The organism is Neorhizobium sp. DAR64862/K0K3, assembly GCF_050500185.1.
Taxonomy (GTDB): domain Bacteria; phylum Pseudomonadota; class Alphaproteobacteria; order Rhizobiales; family Rhizobiaceae; genus Neorhizobium; species Neorhizobium soli.
Map to the genome: position 1 here is coordinate 836140 of NZ_CP191450.1, position 16738 is coordinate 852877.

The window sequence follows — 16738 nt, forward strand, 5'->3', positions numbered from 1 at the left end:
GCGCGGTATCCCGCGCGCCATGATCGATCAGGCGTCGAGCCAGACGGTGTCGGCAATGTTATAGCCCTGCAGCATGCCGAGCGGATGCGGATTGAGGCCACCGACCTTGGCGCTCATGGCATCGGCGCTGGCGATATAGGCCGGGATGATGGTTGCCGCATCCCTGGCCACCATCGCCTGCATCTCGCCGTAGATCTGCTTACGCTTGGCTTCGTCCAGAGAACCGCGCGCTTCGAGCAGCATCTGGTCGAATTTCGGGTTGACGTAGCGGCTTTCGTTCCAGGCGGCGTCCGACTTGTAGAGCAGCGAGAACAGGATATCCGCGGTCGGGCGGGCATTGATGTTGCCGAAGTGGAACGGCGCCTTGATCCACTGGTTCGACCAGTATCCATCGGCCGGCATGCGCTGCACGTCGATCTTGACGCCGATCTTGGCGGCATCCTGCTGCAGCACCATCGCCATGTCGGGCGAAGCCTTGGCAGCGTCCGAGCAGATCAACGGAATGCCGACGCCTAAAAGGCCGGCCTTTTCGAAATGATGCTTGGCGCGCTCGGGATCGAAGGCCGGCGCGACGACATCCGCATTGAAATAGCGGCTGGCGCGCTGGATCGGCTGGTCGTTATGCGGTTCGCCGAAGCCACGCAGGACGGCGCGGTTGATGGCATCGCGGTTGATGAGCGCGCGCACGCCGTCGATGAAGTCCTTCTTGGAGCCCGGCTCCATATCCATGCGGATATTGAGGTTGGTATAGCTGCCGCCGGGAGCGACCATCAGCCGAAGATTGGGGTTGGCCTTCACGAGCGGCGCCGAGCGGGCATCCATCGAAGCACCGATATGGATATCGCCGGAGAGCAACGCGTTGACGCGGGCATTTTCATCCGGGATGCCGAACATCTCGATACTGTCGACATAAGCCGCATCTGACTTGAAATAGTTCGGGTTACGCTTGCCGACCGTGCGGATGCCGGGTTCGAACACTTCAGTCATGTAGGGACCGGTGCCGACAGCCTTGGTGAAATCCGAGGTGCCCTCCGGGATGATGACGAAATGATAGGTGCCGAGGATGGCTGGAAGGTCGGCATTCGCCTGGTCGAGTTCGATGCGCACCGTGGTCTTGTCGACGGCCTCGATCTTGATCATTGCCTTGGCCAGCGCATTGGCGCGCGAGGTCAGTTTCGGGTCGACATGGCGGCTGAGCGAATAGACCACGTCGGCGGAATCCATCGTCTTGCCGTTGTGGAAGGTGATGCCGGTCTTCAGCTTGATCGTCCAGACCTTGGCGTCCGTGGTGTCAAAACTTTCCGCCAGCTCCATCTGTGGCGTCAGCGAGTTATCGAGCACCGTCAGCTTGTTGTAGAAGGTGGACATGCGCATGTAATCGCCCTGCGCCGAGGCGCGGACCGGATCGAGCGTATCGGCGGTCGAGGTCGAGTTGAGCGCCAAGCGCAACGCGCCACCCTTCTTGGGCGTTTGGGCGACAGCATTTCGTGCTGAACCGATGAACGTGCCAGCAGTTGCGGCGACCACGCCGCCGGCAGCGAGCATGCGAAGCAGATCGCGACGGGTCGCGCCGCGACGAATGGCGTTTTCAACTGCGCTGTCGTCGTTGCGGCTCCAGCGGGACTTATCGAACTGATGTGTCATGACGATGCTGTTCCCTTTATTATCGGTTTATCAGCGTTTTCGAACCTTTTAAGGCCTCACAGAGCCTACGAAAGGCAGGAATTCTCGCTTCATCCACTATTGCCCGCTTCAGGATGGCTGTTGCGCGGTATTTGCCACTTGGACCGCATAATATTTCACGAATTGCTGGCGTACAGGCGTTGTGTGCTGTGCGTTGCACTTCGCGTTCAGCAGGCAAAGCTGCGCAATCATAAAGTGTACTTGGCGACACGGCGCTGGTGGAAACCTGTGAGGCTGAAGTATTATAACAAGCCTCCCAACGGTATCCGCAACACACCGGTTCTGTTTGAGCATCGGCTTTCACATCGCCTGGAACTTCACCCAGAGTGGCATCTTCGCAACGGGGGAAGACCGCATGACCGTGTTTGTGAGACTCCCGGAGGAGACGATGTTTAGCGGCATGCCGGCGGACAATTATCAGGAAAAGATCGCCAAGCTGAAGCAGCAATTCGACCTGAACATGTCGAGGTAGCGACCGCAAACGGCTGTTTCTTGCCCGTACAATGGCGAGGAAGAAGCCAAGCAGCGTCTGATGCCGATCGTTCGTGTCACTATTCCCACAACACAAGACACCCGCATCATGAGCTACGGGTTCGTTTTGAATGATTTTGGTTGCGGGGACCTAGTGCTATTGAAACTTGTAAATTCGAACTTCAAAGCGGCCCGGCACATGCAACCAGCACGCTGAAAGCGCACCTACCAACATTGACCTGGCACCGCTGGTGCCAGGATCCTCCCGATCTCGAGCCCGGCGAGCGCAAATTAGCATCGCCGCGAGCGAAATATGATGCTTTTCGCGCACTGCATATTTGCCCTATCGAACGGGATAAGGACACAAATCGGGGCAAGGCCATGGCCAGACCATTCTTCTGGAACGAACTGACGACCTATGATTTCGCCTCGCTTTCGGCCGAGACGACGGTCGCCATTCTTCCGATCGCCTCGACCGAACAGCATGGCCCCCACCTGCCAATCGCCACAGATGTTGCAATCGCCAATGGCATGCTTGCCGAATTGAAGACCCAGCGCCCCGATGACCTCGACTTCCTCGTCCTGCCGACCCAGGAAATCGGCAAGGCCAACGAACATGTCTATGGTCCCGGCAGCCTGTCCTTCGGCCCGGAAATCCTGATCCCCGCCTGGACGGCGATCGGCGCAAAGGTGGCGGAAGCCGGCATCCGCAAGCTCGTTATCGTCAACTCGCACGGCGGCAATGTTGATGTCATGAGCATCGTCGCCCGGGAACTCCGCGTCCGCCACCAGATGGCCGTCGTCTCCACGCAATGGAGCCGCTTCGGCAATCCCGACGGCATGATCTCCGAGCACGAAAGCCGCTACGGTATTCACGGCGGCGAGGTCGAGACCTCGCTGATGCAGCATTTTCGCCCCGACCTGGTGCGCATGGACAAGGCGCAGAACTTTGTGTCCAAGGCCGAGGAAATCCGGGCCAATTCGAAATTCCTCACGCCCCTGCCGCCCCATTCGCTGGCCTGGATCGCCCATGACCTCAACCCGCATGGCGTGGTCGGCGACGCCTCCAAGGGCACGGCGGAAAAGGGCGAGGCGATCTGCAAACATCAGGTGGCAGGCTTCATCGAACTCCTGCGCGACATCGCCGCCTACCCTCTGTCGAACCTCTATACGCCCGGCTGAGGCCACGAACCGTCATGCTGTTGCACGGATACTTTCAGGGATGTGGCCGCGGTCCTTCAGGTCCTGCACCAGGACAAGCAATTCCTGCATCAGATATTCGATGAACAGGCTGGTGGCTGAATCGAGCGGTGCCCGCGCCCGGGCAAACAGTTTCATCGGCTGATGTCGCACATGCGCCTCGGTAAGCGGACGGAAGACGAGCTCGCCGCGTCGGCATTCGGCCACCGCATCAAGCGGGTTTAGCAGCGTCAGCCCGGTGCCCGCCTTGACCAGTTGCTTCATCAACTCGGATGAATTCGTCGCGACCACCGGATCGACCGGCAGCGGCAGCGGCGCGAGCGCCAGATCGATAATGTTGCGCAGGCTGGTGCCCGATTGCGCCAGGATCAGCGGCTCCTGCACCACCTCCACAAGATCGATCGGCCCCTCCTCCAGCGCCAGCCGATGCCCCGGCGGCAGCACGACGCCAACAGGTACGTCGAAATTGGCAAGCGTCCGGATACCGGGCGTCGCTGGGATATTGAAGCCGAGGCCGACATCCACCTCGCCTGTCAGCACCGGATTGATCGTCGTCACCCCGCCATCGCTGCGCAGCTTGATCTGCACGCGCGAATGTTTGGCGATAAAGCCCGACAGGATTGCCGGCAGCGGCCCGGAGGCCAGCCCCACGGTCGTCACCAGCGACACCTTGCCAATCTGTGGCGTCTTCAAGCCGCGCAGCCGGCCCTCCAGCCGCTCGTAATTTTTCAGCACGTCGCGGATATGCTCGATGCAGAGCTCGCCGGCAGCCGTCAGCCGCAAACCCTTAGGCAACCTCTCGAAGATCGGCGCCCCCAACTCTTCCTCCAGCGCGAGGATCTGCCGGTTCACTGCTGACGAAGCGACGTTGAGCCGCGCAGCCGCCTTTCGGATGGAGCCGCAACGAACGATTTCATTGATATAGATGAGCTTTCGAGAGTGAAGCACGAGACCTCCGCTGCGCAAAAAATAGCCATGCCGCTTCACTATGCAGCAATCAGCGGAGTAGTGCAAAAAAAGCATCGATGCGGGCGAATTTTGATGCTTTTCAAGACGCATGGCAGCCGATCAAATGTCGCCAAAGGAAGCCCGAAAACGGGACCCGGAACGAACAGGGGAACGACCAATGCGCGACACGCTCACCAAGACCAGTCTTCTCGCCCTTTTCGGCCTCAGCGCATCGCTGGCCGCAACCACGACGGCCTTTGCCCTCGACGAGGTCAGCTACGGCACCAACTGGCTGGCCCAGGCCGAACACGGCGGTTTTTACCAGGCCGTGGCCGATGGCACATATGAAAAACACGGCCTCAAAGTCACCGTCGTGCAGGGAGGCCCGCAGGCCGCCAACCGTGCACTGCTGATCGCCGGCAAGGTCGATTTCTACATGGGCGGCCCGCTCGGTGAAATGGACGCCGTCAAGGAAGGGATCCCGCTGATCGACGTCGCGGCCATCTTCCAGAAGGACCCGCAGGTCCTGCTCGCCCATCCCGACCAGGGCATCGAGAAATTCGCCGACCTCGCCAAGCTCAACTCGATCTTCATGGGCAAGGACGGTTACGTCACCTATTACGAGTGGATGAAGAAGAACTTTGCGGGCTTCACCGACGAGAAGTACAAGCCCTATACCTTCAACCCTGCCCCCTTCATCTCTGATCCGAAGTCCGCCCAGCAGGGTTACCTGACCTCGGAACCCTATGAGATCGAGAAACAGGCCGGCTGGGCACCAAAGGTCTTCCTGCTCGCCGACAACGGCTACAACCCCTATTCCACGATGATCACGACCACGACGGCCATGGTCGAAAGCAAGCCTGATGTCGTGCAGCGCTTTGTCGATGCCTCGGCCGAGGGCTGGTACAAATACCTCTACGGCGACAACAAGGCCGCCAACGACCTCATCAAGAAAGACAATCCGGAAATGACGGATGGTCAGATCGAATACTCGATCAAGAAGATGAAGGAATACGGCATCGTTGTTTCAGGCGAAGCGACGGACAAGGGCATCGGCTGCATGACCGACGCGAAATACAAGGCCTTCTTTGACTCCATGGTCCAGATCGCCGTCCAGCCGGCCGACCTCGACTACAAGAAGGCCTACACCACAAAGTTCGTCTGCAAGGGCGTTGGAATGGCTCTGAAGAAGTGATCTCCACCTCCCCCTTGAGGGGGGAGGTCGCAGCAAAGCTGCGGGTGGGGGTGATCACTGCCAACTGACAGAAAACCCCTCCCAACCCTCCCCACAAGGGGGAGGCCTTAACCCGGCCCCTGCCGTCGATGTTCCGTTTGGGCAGGGCCTTGCCACAAGTTTTCTCCCCCCTTGTGGGGGAGATGGCCGGCAGGCCAGAGGGGGAATTTTGCCCGCTGGAGACGCCGATCAGCATTCCTTCAAACCGAGTATCGCATGGCCGAGATAGACCCCATCACCCCGCCCCCTCCCAAACAGCGCCGGGCGCTTTTGGTGATGAAGGACGTGTCCAAGGTCTTCTCCAGCGGCACGGTCGCGCTGACCGGCATGTCGCTTACCGTCAACGGTGGCGAATTCGTCTCGCTGCTCGGCCCCTCCGGCTGCGGCAAGTCGACTGCACTGCGGATCATCGCCGGCCTGGGCGACACCACATCAGGCACGATCGACTGGCCGAGTTCCCGCATCAACTCAAAGGGCCTGCCCGACGGCGACATCTCCTTCGTCTTCCAGGAGCCGACGCTGATGCCCTGGGCGACCGTATTCGGCAATGTCTACCTGCCACTCAAGCTGCGCGGCATTTCGAAGGCTGCCGCCAGAGCCGATATCCTCGCCGCCCTCGACAGCGTCGGCCTCAAGGACTTTGTCGACGCCTATCCGCGCGAACTTTCCGGCGGCATGAAGATGCGCGTCTCGATCGCGCGCGCGCTCGTCACCAAGCCAAGGCTCCTCCTCATGGACGAACCCTTCGCCGCCCTCGACGAGATCACCCGCCAGAAGCTCAATGACGACGTGCTGCGGCTCTGGCGCGAAACCGGCATCACGGTCATCTTCGTCACCCACTCGGTCTTCGAAAGCGCCTATCTGTCGAACCGCATCATCGTCATGAAGGCACGTCCCGGCCGCGTCCACGACGATTTCCCCTTGGTGACCAGCGCGGAGCGTGGCCTGCAATACCGCACCTCCGAGGAGTATCGGGCAACCTGCGACAAGGTCTCGCGCTCGTTGATCGAGGCCATCGGGTTTCCGCTTGCTGACGGTATGGAGATTCACTGATGAGCAATCCCCCACCCGTCTCTCTCACGCCCGTCTCAAAGTCCGGACGCAGTTTTGCCTCGCTCTATGGCGAAACCCTGCTGAAAATCCTCGTGCCAATTCTCGTCGTCTGCATCCTGTTGGTCATCTGGCAGGTGGGCGTCTGGGTCTCGGGCGTGCCGCAATATATCCTGCCCGGCCCGATCGCGATTGCCGGTGCCCTCATCAAGGACTGGGGCACGCTGTCGCCGGCGCTCTGGGTCACCACCAGGATCACCCTGATGTCGCTCGGCCTCGCGCTTCTCGGCGGCGTCGGCATTGCCGTTGCCCTCGTCCAGTCGAAGTGGATCGAGATCGCCTTCTACCCGATCACCGTCATCCTGCAGGTGACCCCGGTCGTCGCGATCGCCCCGCTGATCCTGATCTACTCGCCCTCGACGCAGGTGGCGCTGCTGATCTGCGCCTTCCTCGTCGCCTTCTTCCCGATCCTCTCCAACATGGTTCAGGGCCTGAAGAGCGTCGATCATAACCTTCTCAATCTCTTCGACCTCTACGGTGCCTCCCGCTGGCAGACGCTGCTCTATCTCAAACTGCCGGCCTCGCTCCCTTACTTTATGACTGGGCTCCGGATCGGTGGCGGCCTTGCCCTGATCGCCGCCGTTGTCGCCGAATTTGCCGCAGGCTCGGCCGGTGCAGGCTCCGGTCTTGCCTTCCGCCTGCTTGAGGCACAGTTCCGTCTGAACATTCCCCGGCTGTTCGCAGCGCTCTTCCTGCTCTCCTGCCTCGGCGTCGTGATTTTTGCCATTACCTCTTTCATCTCGTGGCTGGCGCTGCATCGCTGGCACGAGAGCAGCCTGAAACGAGAAAACTGATGTCGAGCCCGATCACTGCCCTCCCCTCCGCCAAGCGCTTCGTCCTTGCCAATGCGACGCTGCCACAGATTTGCGTCGACGGCGTCGAGGCGCCCGCCTGCGAGGGCCTGATCAGCGCCGACATCGTCGTTGCCGATGGCAAGATCGAGGCGATCCTCAAGCCTGGCGAGGCTCCCGCCGGCCTGCCCTCGACCGACCTGAGAAACGGCATGGTCTGGCCGACCTTCGTCGACATGCACACCCATCTCGACAAGGGCCATATCTGGGACCGCCGGCCGAACCCGACAGGCGACTTTATGGGCGCGCTGGAAGCCGTCAAGGCCGACCGGGAAGCCAGGTGGTCCGCAGCCGACGTCAAAGCCCGCATGGAATTCTCGCTGAGAACGGCCTATGCCCACGGCACAAGCCTTGTCCGCACCCATCTCGACAGCCTGGCGCCCCAGCACCGCATCTCTTTCGAGGTGTTTTCCGAGGTCCGTGAGACCTGGGCCGGCAAGGTCGACCTGCAGGCGGCCGCCCTCTTCCCCTTCGACCAGATCACCGACGAGGCCTTCTTCAAGGATCTGATCGAGGTCATCGTCGCCAACAAGGGCCTCCTCGGCGGCGTCACCTATCTGATGCCGGAACTCGACGAGAAGCTCGACATCCTCTTCCGCACAGCCTCCGAGAATGACATCGACATCGACCTGCATGTCGACGAGACGCAGGACAAGGAAACACTGACGCTCAAGACCATCGCGGAAGCCAAGATCCGCAATGGCTTCGAGGGCGCGGTGACTGTCGGCCATTGCTGCTCGCTCGCCCGCCAGGACGACGACCTGGCAAAACGAACCATCGACCTGGTGGCCGAGGCCGGCCTCTCGGTGGTCTCGCTGCCGATGTGCAACATGTATCTGCAGGATCGCCACCCCGGCCGCACACCCCGCCAGCGCGGCGTTACCCTGTTCCACGAACTGTCGGCAGCCGGTGTCGCCACCGCCGTCTCCTCCGACAACACTCGCGATCCCTTCTATGCCTATGGCGATCTCGACCCCGTCGAAGTTTTTCGCGAGGCAGTCCGCATCATTCATCTCGACCATCCGCTCGACACCGCAGCAAGGGTCGTCACCCGCACGCCCGCCGATATCCTGAAGCGCCCCGACCATGGCCGCATCGCGGTTGGTGGCAAGGCGGATCTCGTTCTCTTCAGCGCCCGTCGCTGGAGCGAATTCCTCTCCCGTCCGCAGGCCGACCGCATCGTGATGCGGAATGGCATGGGCATCGACCGCAGCCTGCCGGATTACCGCGACCTTGACCCACTTCTTGGAGTTTAGACATGGCTGATTACGCCAAAATCATCGAGGAGCTGGAAGGCATCGCCGTCGAGGACAATCCGGCTCTGATCAAAATGAAAAGCCGCGATTTCTACTGGTATTCGCCGATCCTGAAAGCCGAGTTGGACAACGTGGTCGGCGACCTGATCGTCTCGCCGACATCGGAAGAAGAGGTGATCCGCACCCTGAAGGTCGCCTATGCCCATGGCGTGCCCGTCACCCCGCGCGGCGGCGGCACCGGAAACTATGGCCAGGCCATGCCGCTCTCGGGCGGCATCGTGCTCAATCTCATCAACATGAACAAGGTGAAAGAGATCCTGCCCGGCCGCGTCATCTGCGAGCCCGGCATCATCATCTCCGAGCTGGACCGCCAGACCAAGCAACATTCGGCCCAAGAACTCCGCTTCCACCCGTCCACCAAGCAGACCGCCAGCGTTGCAGGCTTCATCGCCGGAGGCTCCGGCGGCGTCGGCTCCATCACCTGGGGCGGGCTTCGCGATCTCGGCAATATCCTGAGGCTTCGCGTCGTCACCATGGAAGCCGAGCCGCGCGTGCTCGAACTTTCCGCCTGGGACCTGCAGAAGGTCTCCCATGCCTATGGCACCAACGGCATCATCACCGAAGTCGAGATGCCGCTGGCGCCTGCTTACGACTGGGTCGATGTCATCGTCGGCTATGACAACTTCATGGATGCGGTAAAATTCGCCGATGCGCTTGCCCACAAGAACGGCATCCTCCTGAAGGAAGTCGCCCCGATCGCAGCACCGATCCCTTACGACTACTTCACCCGCCACAAGCCCTGGCTGAAGGAAGGCCAGTCGGTGGTGGTGCTGATGGTCGCGCCCCATTCCATCGAACCCTTCCTCGCCTTCGCCGAGAAGATGAAGGGCGATGTCTGCTTCCGCTCCGATACGGTCGAGAGCATGAAGGGCATCCCGCATGCCTTCGAGCTCACCTGGAACCACACGACGCTCCGCGCGCTGAAGGTCGATCCCGCGATCACCTATCTGCAGGTCCAGTATCCCGGCCCCGACCACGTCGAGAAGGTCCGCACCATGACGGAACTCTTCCCCGACGAAGTCATCGGCCATCTCGAATTCATCAAGTTCGACGGCCAAATCCAGTGCGCCGGCCTGCCGCTGGTGCGCTACACGACGAAGGAGCGGCTGGAGGAAATCATCCGCATCCACGAGGAAAACGGCTGCCCGATCTTCAACCCGCATCGCTACACGCTGGAAGAAGGCGGCATGAAGCAGACCGACCACGTCCAGCTCGCCTTCAAGAAGGAAACCGATCCGAAGGGCCTGCTCAACCCCGGCAAGATGATTGCGTGGGAAAACCCGGATTTCGATTTTGCGGCGGGGAAGAACTACCTGTTTCCGGGGCTGGGGGTCTTTTCCGAAGCCTCATAGGCGCACACGATGCGTTGCGGCTCCCCCGTTCCGGAGCCGCAACGATTGACCGCCACCACACCCCATTCCGAAGGTACTCCCGGCCAGACCTTTCCGGCCCATGCCTTTCACGACATGGCATCCTCCATCCCTCGGCTAAAGGCGGCGACGGATCAGCATGCTGGGACAAACGGCGCGGAAGTTTTCGAACTGGAACCCCGACCGCTGATGCGGCGGGCAACGACTTGGAGCTTTTGACATGCGCGTACTCGTCCTCCACTCCCATCCCCTCGAAGAAAGCTTCGGCCGGGCGCTCTACAAGCTCACCTGCGAGAGCCTGGAAAAGTCCGGCCATGAGGTCGACGGATGCAATCTCTACGAGGAGGGTTTCGACCCGGTGCTCTCGGCGCACGACCGGCGCGTCTATCACGACATTCCCGACAACCTCTCCCTCGTGCAGCCCTATGTCGAACGCCTGAGGAAAGCCGAAGCACTCGTCATCGTCACCCCCGTCTGGAATTTCGGCTTCCCGGCGATGCTCAAGGGCTATTTCGACCGCGTCTGGCTACCCGGCGTCTCCTTCGATCTCGTCGACGGCAAACTGACCCCGACACTGCGCCACATCAGAAAACTCGCCGCCGTCATGACCTATGGTGCCACCCCGATGCGCGCCTTCCTCGCCGGTAATCCGCCAAAAAAGATCGTCAAGCGCTTGATCCGCGCCCAGATCAAGATCGGCGCCCCGGTCAGATATCTCGCCCACTACGACATGAACAATTGCACCGAAGAAACGCGCGCAGCCTTCATGGCCAGGGTCCGCCGCGAGATGGAAAACTTCTGAGAGGAAAGAACGATTGAAGACCTTTCTCATCGCCTTGAACCTAGCGTGGCATGCGCGGTCCTGAGTGCACAGAGGCTTCTATAACTTGCCGTGACGCGTTCGTAGCTGTCATCGCGTTTGCTCTGGTGTCGCAACGTCCGTGACGGAAAGCTAAAAGTCCCTGATCTTGCGTAATTCCGACTGGAGCGTCCGGAAAGCTTGGAAGCGCCGGTCGTGAATGGATCGGATATCGCCGGAAGCTGGCTCGTAGATGCGGTCCGCTTTGCTGAGCGCCTGCATGGCTTGCCTCAGATCAGTGAAAGATTTTGCCGCAGTCGCTCCCAGGAGCGCTGCTCCGAGCAGGACAGGCTCCGACGTCTTTGGTGCAACCACCGGCTTTCCGCTCGCATCTGCCAGGATCTGACGGGTCAGATCATGCTGGCCAGCGCCACCGCTGATGATGATCTGCTGCACATCTGCGCCAGCATCTGCCTGTGCTTCGATTATCTGGCGCAGGCCGTAGCCTATGCCACAGAGCCCTGCCACGTAGAGCGCCACCAGATTTTCGAGATCTCTTTCCATGCCGAGACCGGCGATGGCAGCGCGTGCGGCGGGATCGGCAAAAGGTGCACGATTGCCTAAGAACTCTGGCAGAACATGCAGACCCTTCGCCAGGGAGACGACGTGCGACGTCGAGGATACTGCCTGTACCGCCAGATTGGCCAGCATCACGGGCAGGGAAAGACCTTCCGCCTTCGCCCGCTCGCTCGCGTGATGGAAAGCAGGATGAAAGCTGATCAATTGATCGATCGCCGCGCCAGCCGCGCTCTGACCACCTTCGTTCAGCCACAGCCCTGGAACCATGGCCGAGAAATAGGGCCCCCAGACGCCGGGGACGAATTTCGGGCTGCTGGTGGAGGTCAGCGTGCAGGATGAGGTGCCGAAAACATAGCCGAGGTTTAGTTCCGGCGTGCCGCCAATGCCAACGGTGCCGATACCGCCTGCATGCGCGTCGATCATGCCGGCGGAAACAGGCGTGCCCGCACGAAGACCAAGCTCCTCTGCAGCCGCGACCGTCAGTCCCTGCCCGACTGCGGTGCCGGGCTCGACGATCTCCCGGCCGATACGGGCGAAATTCTCGTCGGCGAGTTCCTGCAATCCGATCTGGCGGAAATAGGTGGGGTCCCAGCGGCTTTCATGCGCGAGATAGGTCCACTTGCAGGCAAGCGTGCAGGTAGAGCGGGCGAGGCTGCCCGTGGCACGCCAGGTGAGGAAGTCGGCCAGATCGAAGAACTGCCAGGCCTCGCGGAAAACTTGCGGGCGGTTTTCCTTGAGCCAAAGGAGCTTCGGCGTTTCCATTTCAGGCGAAATACGGCCGCCGACATAGCGCAGCACGCCGTGTCCGAGCGCATTGATCCGCTCGGCCTGTTCGACAGCGCGATGATCCATCCAGACGATGATGTCTCGCGCCGGATCGTCCGAAGGGCCAACAGGCAGCGGACGTCCACCCTCGCCGAGAACGACGAGGGAGCAGGTCGCATCGAAACCGAGGCCTGCGACCTGATCTGGCGAAACCTTTGCCTGCTGAAGAGCCGTGCGAACTGCATGGCAGACCGAGGCCCAGATATTGGCGCTGGATTGCTCGACCATGTGAGCGTGATCGCGATAGATCTCGATGTCGCGCTTGCCGGTTCCAAGGCACTCACCCTTCTCATCGAAGACACCGGCGCGCGCACTGCCCGTGCCCACGTCCACGCCGATAAAATACCTAGAACCGCTCATGCCTTACTCCTCCGGCTAATCGATATCGTGTCGTGCCTATAGATCGACGCTATTCGGCAAGATCACAAGATCCCGAATGACCACATTGCGAGGACGCGACAACATGAAAAAGACTGCCTCCGCCACTTCCTGCGGCTGCATCAGGCTGCCATTCGCCAGGGCCTCATCCATTTTTTCCTTCGGCCAATCATCCAGGAGAGCCGTTACGACGGGACCGGGAAGAACAGCACCAACGCGAATACCATGCTCTGAAACCTGGCGACGCGTTGTGTGCACGAAAGCCTGCACCGCGAATTTGGAAGCGGTATAAATCGGCTCCCAGACCACGGGAACCACACCGGCAACCGAACTGGTGAAGAGGATATCGCCGGACTTCTGTGCGATCATATGCGGCAGAACCGCTTGCACGCTGCGGAATGCCGCATTGATGTTGAGGTTCAGCATGCGGTCCCATGCGTCGGGATCGCCTTCTGCCACGGCCCCGCCGACATAGGCACCGGCATTGGCATGGAAGATATCGAGCCTTCCCGCCACGTCCAGAATGAGCGGAAGAAGGCCGGAGACGCGTGGCCCATCGAGGAGATCGACCACCACCATGCGGGCGCGCTCGCCCAGTTCTTCGCAGAGTGACTTCAGCCTGTGCTCGGCGCGATCGACAAGCACGACAGTCGCACCCTCATCGATCAGCTTTTTCGCGCAAGCAAGCCCGATCCCAGAAGCGGCCCCGGTGATAGCCGCGACCTTTCCGTCCATACTCTTCGTCATGATGAAACTCCTGTGGCGTTGCGGCTCGGTTAATCGGCAAGCCGGATCTGCAGCTTCACATCTTCCGCCAACCCTTTCGCCGCACGTTCAAAGGCAGCGATGCTATCGGAAAACGCATAGGTCTCCGTGATGAGCGGCTTCAGGTCCACCTTGCCAGATGCGATCAGGTTGACCGCGCGATCGAAATTGTTGGCGTAACGAAACACGGTTTCGATGCGTGCTTCCTTGAAGATCGAAGCAGGCACATCGAAGTTGACCGGTTCGACCGGGAGGCCCACCAGCACCAGCGTGCCACCCGGACGCATGAGATTGAAGATACCCTCGTAAGCTCTCGGACTGCCGCTCGCCTCGAAAATCACATCCGCGCCCCAGCGATCGGTTGCATTCATCACGGCATCCTGCAGCGACGTCTCCTTGATGTTGACGGGCGTGACACCCGCGTATTGCCCGGCGATAGCAAGCTTTGGCGCGCTGAGATCCGAGATGATGACGCGTGAGCAGCCACCGGCGAGTGCGGCAATCGCCGTCATGATGCCGATCGGGCCGCAGCCTATGACGACAGCGACATCGCCGGGCGCGATCCGTGCACGGGTGGCTGCCTGCATGCCGACCGCAAAGGGTTCGATCATCGCGCCTTCGGCAAAGGATACAGTGTCGGGCAGCTTGTAGGTAAAGGCGGCCGGATGCACCACCTCCGCCGTCAGTACACCATGAATAGGCGGCGTCGCCCAGAAGCGGACATCCGGATCGACATTATAGATGCCGAGCTTGGAGGCCCGCGATTCCATGTTCGGAATGCCCGGCTCCATGCAAACCCGGTCGCCGACCTGCAGCGTCTTCACCTGCGATCCGACCTCGATCACGGTGCCTGCCGCTTCATGACCCAGCACCATCGGCTCTTTGACGATGAAGGAGCCGATTGCGCCATGGGTGTGATAGTGGACGTCGCTGCCGCAGACCCCGACGGTGTGAATAGCGACCTTGACGTCGCCGGGACCGACTTCGCGCGGCAGATCGATATCGCGGATCGCCAGCTCGCCTTTGCGTTCCAGTACCAGAGCTTTCATGTGGTCACATCCTCAGGTCAGAGTGCCAGGCCATCGAGCGTAAAGAGATAGATGTGGCGCGGATCGATGCCAGCGGTGATCTGAGCACCAGGGGTCAGATCCGGCCGCCCATTGGCAAGGATGATGATGGTTTCCTCGCCGGTTCGTGCGTAGATCTGCGTTGAGCCACCCAGATTTTCCGCAAAGTCGGCGGTCAGATTGAGGAGTGGCGTGGCAGCTGCGACATCCAGATGTTCGGGTCTAAGGCCGACCGTCAGTGTGTCGCCAACCTTCGCCTTACCTGCGGAGAGATGCGTGAAAGACAGGGTTCCAGCCGCAAAGGCCGGATGCGAAAGCTGCAGGGTGGCGCTATCGGCACCCGTCACCTTGGCTTTGAGAAAGTTCATCTTCGGCGAACCGATAAAGCCAGCCACGAACGTGTTCGCCGGATGATCGTAAAGCTCGGTCGGCGAACCGATCTGCTCTACGAGACCGGCGCGGAGGACGACGATGCGGTCCGCCAGCGTCATGGCCTCAACTTGATCATGGGTGACATAGACCATGGTTGCACCGAGATTGCGGTGCAGCTTGGCGATTTCCACGCGCATCTGGCTGCGCAGTTCCGCATCGAGGTTTGAGAGCGGCTCATCGAACAGGAAGATCTTCGGGTTGCGAACGATCGATCGACCGATTGCAACGCGCTGGCGCTGACCGCCGGAAAGCGCGCGCGGCTTGCGCTCCAAGAGGGGCTCGATCTGCAGGATGCGGGCTGCTTCCGCGACGCGACGCTTGATCTCGTCTTCCGGCAGTTTCGCCATGCGCAGGCCGAAGGCCATGTTCTCGAACACACTCATATGTGGATAAAGCGCATAGGACTGGAAGACCATCGACACTTCGCGCTTCGCCGGCTCCTCATAGGTCACGTCCTTGCCGTCGATGGCGAGCGTTCCTGACGATACGTCCTCAAGACCGGCGATCATCCTCAGCAGCGTGGACTTGCCGCAGCCGGAGGGGCCCACGAAAACCACGAACTCCCCCTTGGAGGCGGTAATGTTGACACCCTTGATGACCCTGAGTTCCCCAAACGTCTTCTTGATGTTGTCCAACTGCAGGAAAGTCATGTTCACGTTACTCCCAATTCCGCGATACCGGGGAATATCCTCCAGCAGCGCCTTCTCTATTTGCCTTTGGTGTGTCTCTGGATTTCGGTCTGCAGCAGGCCGGTCGCACAGTTCTCATCGGTCACAAGACGCTTGACATAGCCACCGCGCAGGATGGCGCGAATGATATCGACCTTGTACCAGCCGCCCGAGGCCAGGATGGAATGCTTGACCGACTTCAACTGCTCCGGTGTCAGCGAGAGCACCCGCTCGTGCAACGGATGATCGACAGGCTTGCCATCGGCGTCCAGAAACACGCCGAGCAGGTCGCCCACGGCGCCGGCTGCAAGAAGGCTCTCCAGATTTTCGGAAACGGTCGGCGTCTGCACGAGGATCGAACGTGTGGTCATGTCGCCGCAGGAAACCAGCGCCACATCGACGGATCGCGCGCGACGCATGGTTTCGCGAATGCCGTGATGGGCAAGCAGCGCCTCCCGGCTCTCCACCGAAGGGAAATAGAGAGGCGCCGTGAGATACCAGCATTCGGCGGAAATCGCCCGCGCATAGCCTGTCGCAACCTCGAAAGTGCTGGAGCCGGAACCGCGCGTCAGACCGCCCATGACGGACGTGACCCAGCTATCGGGAAGAGGACGTGGCGTCAGCCGTTTGAGACCTGCCGTCAGGGTTTTTCCCCAACCGACGCCAAGCCCCATGCCATCTTCCAACAGCTTGTCGAGAAGGCCGCCCGCGGCATCGCCGACGGCCCGCTGGTTTTCCTGATCGTCGGGCAAAGTCGGGATGACGCAGACCTCATCCAGCCCGTATCGCTCCTTCACCTTGTTCTCAAGCTCGATGCAATTGGCCATCGGCAGTCGGATGTCCACCACGACCGATCCGTCCGTGCGCAATTGTCCAAGCGTCTTGTTCACCCGAAGACGGGTAAGCCCGAGTTGATCAGCGATCTCCTGCTGGGTCAGGCCGCCGATGAAATAGAGCCAGGCGACACGCGCACGGATCTGCTGCGCGTCCATGTCTTCCATCGTTGTCGTCGGCGTCTCGGTTCCCTTGGGCGGCATGGTTC

General features: G+C 60.7%; 14 protein-coding genes. 7 read left to right on the top strand and 7 right to left on the bottom strand.

Features of this window, described 5'->3' with window-relative positions; translation table 11 throughout:
* Positions 1 to 27: 27 nt before the first annotated feature.
* The gene (locus ACQY1L_RS20670) at positions 28 to 1644 is read right to left on the bottom strand and encodes an ABC transporter substrate-binding protein (RefSeq protein ID WP_430244114.1); all 1617 of its coding nucleotides are present in this window, start codon (positions 1642 to 1644) and stop codon (positions 28 to 30) included.
* Between the two features lie 891 nt (positions 1645 to 2535).
* Between ACQY1L_RS20670 and ACQY1L_RS20675 the strand changes: the two genes are divergently transcribed.
* Positions 2536 to 3336, top strand: a complete 801-nt coding sequence (locus tag ACQY1L_RS20675; protein ID WP_092662659.1) for a creatininase family protein — start codon at positions 2536 to 2538, stop codon at positions 3334 to 3336.
* Between the two features lie 12 nt (positions 3337 to 3348).
* On the opposite strand, the gene ACQY1L_RS20680 is transcribed toward ACQY1L_RS20675, so the two are convergent.
* Positions 3349 to 4302 (bottom strand): LysR family transcriptional regulator, encoded by a 954-nt coding sequence (locus ACQY1L_RS20680; RefSeq protein WP_430246002.1) that lies wholly within the window; start codon positions 4300 to 4302, stop codon positions 3349 to 3351.
* 178 nt (positions 4303 to 4480) lie between these two features.
* Between ACQY1L_RS20680 and ACQY1L_RS20685 the strand changes: the two genes are divergently transcribed.
* The 6 genes from ACQY1L_RS20685 (at position 4481) to ACQY1L_RS20710 (ending at position 10985) form a co-directional block, all read left to right on the top strand.
* Positions 4481 to 5497 carry an ABC transporter substrate-binding protein gene (locus ACQY1L_RS20685; RefSeq protein ID WP_430244117.1) on the top strand — a complete coding sequence of 339 codons (1017 nt, stop codon included), beginning with the start codon at positions 4481 to 4483 and terminating at the stop codon, positions 5495 to 5497.
* A 255-nt stretch (positions 5498 to 5752) separates the two neighbouring features.
* A complete protein-coding gene (locus ACQY1L_RS20690; RefSeq protein WP_430244119.1) occupies positions 5753 to 6589 on the top strand; it encodes an ABC transporter ATP-binding protein in 837 nt (278 codons plus the stop codon).
* Positions 6589 to 7440, top strand: coding sequence for an ABC transporter permease (locus tag ACQY1L_RS20695; RefSeq protein WP_430244122.1), 852 nt, complete (start codon positions 6589 to 6591; stop codon positions 7438 to 7440). The genes ACQY1L_RS20690 and ACQY1L_RS20695 overlap by 1 nt, the downstream gene beginning before the upstream one ends.
* On the top strand, positions 7440 to 8753 hold the full coding sequence (locus ACQY1L_RS20700) for a cytosine deaminase (protein WP_430244125.1): 1314 nt from the start codon (positions 7440 to 7442) through the stop codon (positions 8751 to 8753). The genes ACQY1L_RS20695 and ACQY1L_RS20700 overlap by 1 nt, the downstream gene beginning before the upstream one ends.
* 2 nt (positions 8754 to 8755) lie before the next feature.
* Positions 8756 to 10165, top strand: a complete 1410-nt coding sequence (locus ACQY1L_RS20705) for an FAD-binding oxidoreductase (RefSeq protein WP_430244127.1) — start codon at positions 8756 to 8758, stop codon at positions 10163 to 10165.
* Positions 10166 to 10403: 238 nt separating this feature from the next.
* A complete protein-coding gene (locus ACQY1L_RS20710; protein WP_430244130.1) occupies positions 10404 to 10985 on the top strand; it encodes an NAD(P)H-dependent oxidoreductase in 582 nt (193 codons plus the stop codon).
* Positions 10986 to 11135: 150 nt separating this feature from the next.
* Here ACQY1L_RS20710 and ACQY1L_RS20715 read toward each other — a convergent pair whose 3' ends face one another.
* From ACQY1L_RS20715 to ACQY1L_RS20735, 5 genes are read right to left on the bottom strand one after another with little or no spacing between them, the layout of a single operon-like run.
* Positions 11136 to 12746, bottom strand: a complete 1611-nt coding sequence (locus ACQY1L_RS20715; RefSeq protein ID WP_430244133.1) for an FGGY-family carbohydrate kinase — start codon at positions 12744 to 12746, stop codon at positions 11136 to 11138.
* A 36-nt stretch (positions 12747 to 12782) separates the two neighbouring features.
* On the bottom strand, positions 12783 to 13511 hold the full coding sequence (locus ACQY1L_RS20720) for an SDR family oxidoreductase (protein WP_430244135.1): 729 nt from the start codon (positions 13509 to 13511) through the stop codon (positions 12783 to 12785).
* A gap of 29 nt (positions 13512 to 13540) precedes the next feature.
* Positions 13541 to 14578, bottom strand: coding sequence for an NAD(P)-dependent alcohol dehydrogenase (locus tag ACQY1L_RS20725; RefSeq protein WP_430244138.1), 1038 nt, complete (start codon positions 14576 to 14578; stop codon positions 13541 to 13543).
* Positions 14579 to 14595: 17 nt separating this feature from the next.
* Complete coding sequence (locus ACQY1L_RS20730) at positions 14596 to 15678, bottom strand: ABC transporter ATP-binding protein (RefSeq protein ID WP_430246004.1); 1083 nt, start codon at positions 15676 to 15678, stop codon at positions 14596 to 14598.
* 56 nt (positions 15679 to 15734) lie between these two features.
* Entirely contained in the window at positions 15735 to 16733 is a 999-nt protein-coding gene (locus ACQY1L_RS20735) for a sugar-binding transcriptional regulator (protein WP_430244140.1), read from the bottom strand.
* Between the last annotated feature and the right edge of the window lie 5 nt (positions 16734 to 16738).

What these genes read in the sequence shown, in the direction of transcription:
- ACQY1L_RS20670 (WP_430244114.1), bottom strand. Translation starts at nt 1,644, where the DNA reads ATGACACATCAGTTCGATAAGTCCCGCTGGAGCCGCAACGACGACAGC.
- ACQY1L_RS20675 (WP_092662659.1), top strand. Translation starts at nt 2,536, where the DNA reads ATGGCCAGACCATTCTTCTGGAACGAACTGACGACCTATGATTTCGCC.
- ACQY1L_RS20685 (WP_430244117.1), top strand. Translation starts at nt 4,481, where the DNA reads ATGCGCGACACGCTCACCAAGACCAGTCTTCTCGCCCTTTTCGGCCTC.
- ACQY1L_RS20690 (WP_430244119.1), top strand. Translation starts at nt 5,753, where the DNA reads ATGGCCGAGATAGACCCCATCACCCCGCCCCCTCCCAAACAGCGCCGG.
- ACQY1L_RS20695 (WP_430244122.1), top strand. Translation starts at nt 6,589, where the DNA reads ATGAGCAATCCCCCACCCGTCTCTCTCACGCCCGTCTCAAAGTCCGGA.
- ACQY1L_RS20700 (WP_430244125.1), top strand. Translation starts at nt 7,440, where the DNA reads ATGTCGAGCCCGATCACTGCCCTCCCCTCCGCCAAGCGCTTCGTCCTT.
- ACQY1L_RS20705 (WP_430244127.1), top strand. Translation starts at nt 8,756, where the DNA reads ATGGCTGATTACGCCAAAATCATCGAGGAGCTGGAAGGCATCGCCGTC.
- ACQY1L_RS20710 (WP_430244130.1), top strand. Translation starts at nt 10,404, where the DNA reads ATGCGCGTACTCGTCCTCCACTCCCATCCCCTCGAAGAAAGCTTCGGC.
- ACQY1L_RS20715 (WP_430244133.1), bottom strand. Translation starts at nt 12,746, where the DNA reads ATGAGCGGTTCTAGGTATTTTATCGGCGTGGACGTGGGCACGGGCAGT.
- ACQY1L_RS20720 (WP_430244135.1), bottom strand. Translation starts at nt 13,511, where the DNA reads ATGACGAAGAGTATGGACGGAAAGGTCGCGGCTATCACCGGGGCCGCT.
- ACQY1L_RS20725 (WP_430244138.1), bottom strand. Translation starts at nt 14,578, where the DNA reads ATGAAAGCTCTGGTACTGGAACGCAAAGGCGAGCTGGCGATCCGCGAT.
- ACQY1L_RS20730 (WP_430246004.1), bottom strand. Translation starts at nt 15,678, where the DNA reads ATGACTTTCCTGCAGTTGGACAACATCAAGAAGACGTTTGGGGAACTC.
- ACQY1L_RS20735 (WP_430244140.1), bottom strand. Translation starts at nt 16,733, where the DNA reads ATGCCGCCCAAGGGAACCGAGACGCCGACGACAACGATGGAAGACATG.